This is a genomic window from Streptococcus pseudopneumoniae (genome assembly GCF_038148935.1).
Taxonomy (GTDB): Bacteria; Bacillota; Bacilli; order Lactobacillales; family Streptococcaceae; genus Streptococcus; species Streptococcus pseudopneumoniae_U.
Map to the genome: position 1 here is coordinate 1 of NZ_JBBJZX010000122.1, position 3,726 is coordinate 3,726.

The 3,726-nt window shown below is 38.1% G+C and carries 4 protein-coding genes; 1 reads left to right on the forward strand and 3 read right to left on the reverse strand.

Annotated elements, in window-relative coordinates; genetic code table 11:
• Nucleotides 1–30: 30 nt before the first annotated feature.
• Entirely contained in the window at nucleotides 31–438 is a 408-nt protein-coding gene (ndk, locus tag WKI42_RS09655; RefSeq protein ID WP_368081818.1) for a nucleoside-diphosphate kinase, read from the forward strand.
• 513 nt (nucleotides 439–951) lie between these two features.
• Here the strand turns inward: ndk and WKI42_RS09660 are convergent.
• The 3 genes from WKI42_RS09660 to WKI42_RS09670 form a co-directional block, all read right to left on the reverse strand.
• Nucleotides 952–1,230 (reverse strand): competence protein ComA, encoded by a 279-nt coding sequence (locus WKI42_RS09660; protein ID WP_130885636.1) that lies wholly within the window; start codon nucleotides 1,228–1,230, stop codon nucleotides 952–954.
• 140 nt (nucleotides 1,231–1,370) lie between these two features.
• Nucleotides 1,371–2,003, reverse strand: coding sequence for an ABC transporter ATP-binding protein (locus tag WKI42_RS09665; protein ID WP_000571434.1), 633 nt, complete (start codon nucleotides 2,001–2,003; stop codon nucleotides 1,371–1,373).
• A 1-nt stretch (nucleotide 2,004) separates the two neighbouring features.
• On the reverse strand, nucleotides 2,005–3,726 hold a 1,722-nt coding region (locus WKI42_RS09670; protein ID WP_368081819.1), incomplete at its 5' end, for a DUF1430 domain-containing protein.

The window sequence follows — 3,726 nt, forward strand, 5'->3', positions numbered from 1 at the left end:
AAAAGAAAGAAGCTGACAAAGGAGACAGGTATGGAACAAACATTTTTTATCATTAAACCAGACGGTGTAAAAAGAGGACTAGTGGGTGAAGTGTTGAAACGCATCGAACAACGTGGATTTACAATCGAAAAATTGGAGTTGCGTACAAAAGTTTCAGAAGAGTTGATTGACCAGCACTATCAGGACTTGGTTGGTCAAAGTTTTTACCCACCGATTCGTGAATTCATGACTTCAGGCCCAGTTCTTGTAGGTATCATTTCGGGTCCCAAAGTAATCGAAACTTGGCGAACTATGATGGGGGCAACTCGTCCAGAAGAAGCTTTACCAGGAACGATTCGAGGTGATTTTGCAAAAGCTGCTAGTGAAAACCAAGCTATCCAAAATGTTGTACATGGTTCAGATTCAGAAGAGTCAGCTAAGCGAGAAATTGCTCTTTAGTTTTAAGAGTGGATTGACCAAAGAGATTGGTTAAAAGCTCATTTGAATAGAAAGTATAGTCAATTAGTTTAAGATATGACGCATAATATCAAATTTTTAGTTTTTGATATGGTGCGTTTTTTTGATTATGTGACTATTAGTCCGTCTCGCTCCATTAGGTGCGAGACAAAAAAACACCCGCTATGCGGGTGCGCGTCGAAGGTTATACCAAAAAAACTCCAAACGCGATATAATAAAGGTGTTCAAGTCAATTGTAAAGCGAAAGGAGAAAATATGGCACAAAAGGTTCTTTTGTCCTGTTCTTGTTTCAATTGACTATATTTCTATACTTTTTCTTCCTTTCTATGTGAATATCGCAAGTTTTTCCCACCTTTTCTCAATACTGAAACAACATCTTTCCAGAACTTCAATAATTTCTTTTTGTGTTAAATCATTATTTAACTAAATCTTTGGAGGCAATACGTTTTCAAAGCTACTTTTTTACCATAGGTTTTGAGCCTTCAACACAGATTACTAAGCCAAAAATGCTCTAAATTTTTGAAATTCTAACAAATTCCACTCAACTTTATCATCATCTTTGACTTTCACAATATCTTCCTCAAAATAACATGGAATAAAGATAGTTTTCTTTTGAAACGGTTGTAGGAGGAAAATCTCTCCTACACTATTATTGATTTTGAGAGAAAATTGCAAAATATCATCTACCAAACTTTCAATTATTAAGATTTTTTGCAGTTTATCTGAATTAGAATCGCAAGACTTCTCGATAATATAATTGTCGAATTTTTTCATTCTAACTTTCTCTTCACTATTTCTTCCTTTGTCAAGAAAAAGTTACCTAAATATTGATAAAGTACAATTCTAAATTAACTCCAATTATTGATTCATGATAATATTTCAGTAACTCATCATGCAATTAAAAACAAGGATTTTTATTTCAGACGATCCATCGTGAACACTTCATCAGCCATCTCCCAAATTGCCGGATTATGTGTTGCGATAATGATTAGCCTATTATCATCTCGAAGAGATAGCAAAATCTCCATAATCAACTGAGAGGTTGCTGGGTCTATTGAAGCTGTTGGCTCATCTGCCAGAATAAGGGGTGGATTCTTTAAGATAACTTTTGCCAAGGCAACCCGTTGCGATTCTCCGCCCGATAACTCAAAGATGCGCTTATCTAGGTCAAGATAAGCCAGGCCGACCTGTTCTAAAGCCTGCTTCTGCCTCAACCGCTGTTCCGACCGACTCAACTTTTGACCAATGAGACCTAGCTTAAGGTTTTCTTCAATACTTTGGTTTTCAATTAAGCCAAAGTTCTGGAAGAGGTAGCCCAATTCGTGACGGAAAAAATCACTCGATTTATAATTGGCCAAGTCTTTACCTCGGTAAAAAATCGTCCCATCATAAGATTCTAATTTTCCAATCATGTTCATCAAGGTTGTTTTTCCGCTACCACTTGAACCAATTAAGGCATAGACTTTTCCAGCCTCAAATGTCATTGAAAGATTCGAAAATAACTCTCGTTCTCCAAAAGATTTACTCACCTGTTTAAGTTCAATCATATTAACCTCCCTTCAAAACAAGCATGGACATCTTGTTTTCTTTCTGCATTTGGACATGTAACTGTAAAAGAGATAGACCAGTAAAGAGTAACAAGACTAAGAAAGCAACTAGTATCTCTACCTGAAGAAATACACTCGCAACAAATCCCAGTAAAAACACACCCAGTTGAGCAAAGAGATAAGTGCGATGGATTTCTAAGAACCTGAGACCTGCAATGCGTTTGATAAAAATGGCACGTCTAAATTCTTCAAAGTAGAGCCTATTCATAGTGTTAAACAACAAGATTGAAGTTGCAATCCCAAGCACAGCTCCTGCTAGCATTACCCAACGTTCCCTCTGGATATTATCCAATAATGTGATGTAGTTGTGGTAACCTGTTTGCATTTCTGAGACCCAATTTTCAATGCCTTGTCTCTGGATAAGCTCCTGGGTATCAGACAATTGATTAAAGAGAACGTAGTTCTGTACTGCGTCTACCCAAAACAAAATGGACTGTGGACCAGTTGATTGGGGTGTTATAACAATGATGATTGGATCTTTCAAAAACTGTTGGTAAGAAATAGGGGTCGTATTATACACAAAACGATCCTGACCTGATTCTAAATAACCTACCGTAGCAGTCATTTGCTGTCGTTCATCTTGACTAGACATGCGACTGGTTAAGTCGTCTTCAAAAACAGATTTATAATGTTCTTCCTCTGAACGGAGGTGTTCAGGCAGCAATAAGACAAACTCCCCTACATCAAGGTGATTCATCTTTTGCTCAATAGTTGTATCTACAGGAATGTTTTGACGCTCCAAGTATTGCGGTGTGACGATAAGGACATTGCCATTCGGGTTGTAATCGTGCCATTCTGTAGAGGTTATAAAGTTTTTGGAGGAAGCCATGCCATTTTGCAAAGTACGGTCAATTAACTGGTGTCTAGATAAGAAAGCCTTTTGTTCTGAAACAGCCAGATCCATCAATTGATACCAAGTTCTGAGTTTCCTTTGAGCTTGTTCATCAAAACCAGGACTCGTTCCTTCACGGCTGATTGATAGGGTAGTCAGTTGCCTTTCCTGGCTCCAAGCCTCTTGTCCAATCCGATGCTGTTGCCAGGCTTGGGAATACTTTAAGCTACTCCCTATTCCCAGCGTTACAATAATAATCGCTAATAGTTGACCGATTAAAATCAAACTAATGATTCCTCTGACAGGCACTTGCCCTTTTATAATCTGCATCAGGTGTATCTTTTTTATCCCAACTGCGAAGAGTTGAGCGAAAAACAGGGAGATCGACAACAAGATGAGATTATAACTGAGCAAGCCTTCTCCTATGGTCATTAGGGATTGCGTTGGAAGCGACAGAATTTTTTGCATAAGAATGGCGAGCACGCCAGCTAAACTGAAACCAACAGCTATCCCTTTCAAATCCTCACCAACTGGTCTAAGAAAAATGGACCACCGTTTCTCTCCTGAAATGAGGCGAATGCCCGACGACCGTAATTGGCTAATTTGACTAATTAAAGTCAGTGCTCCAAAGGTTAAGATGAAAATTAATAGACTGATTAACTGAAATCCGTTACTAAAGATAGCCATTAACGTAGATAGTTTAGATGGAATTGTCAGGTGCATGTTAGTCAAGCCAAGTTGACTTAGCTCCTCCTTTAGCAAGTGAATATCTAGGTTTCCATCGAATACAAAATAGTTTGTTTCAACACTACTACTTTGAGCATCTTCTAG

Excerpts from the sequence above, each read along its gene's own strand:
- ndk (WP_368081818.1), top strand. The coding sequence starts at position 31 with ATGGAACAAACATTTTTTATCATTAAACCAGACGGTGTAAAAAGAGGA.
- WKI42_RS09660 (WP_130885636.1), bottom strand. The coding sequence starts at position 1,230 with ATGAAAAAATTCGACAATTATATTATCGAGAAGTCTTGCGATTCTAAT.
- WKI42_RS09665 (WP_000571434.1), bottom strand. The coding sequence starts at position 2,003 with ATGATTGAACTTAAACAGGTGAGTAAATCTTTTGGAGAACGAGAGTTA.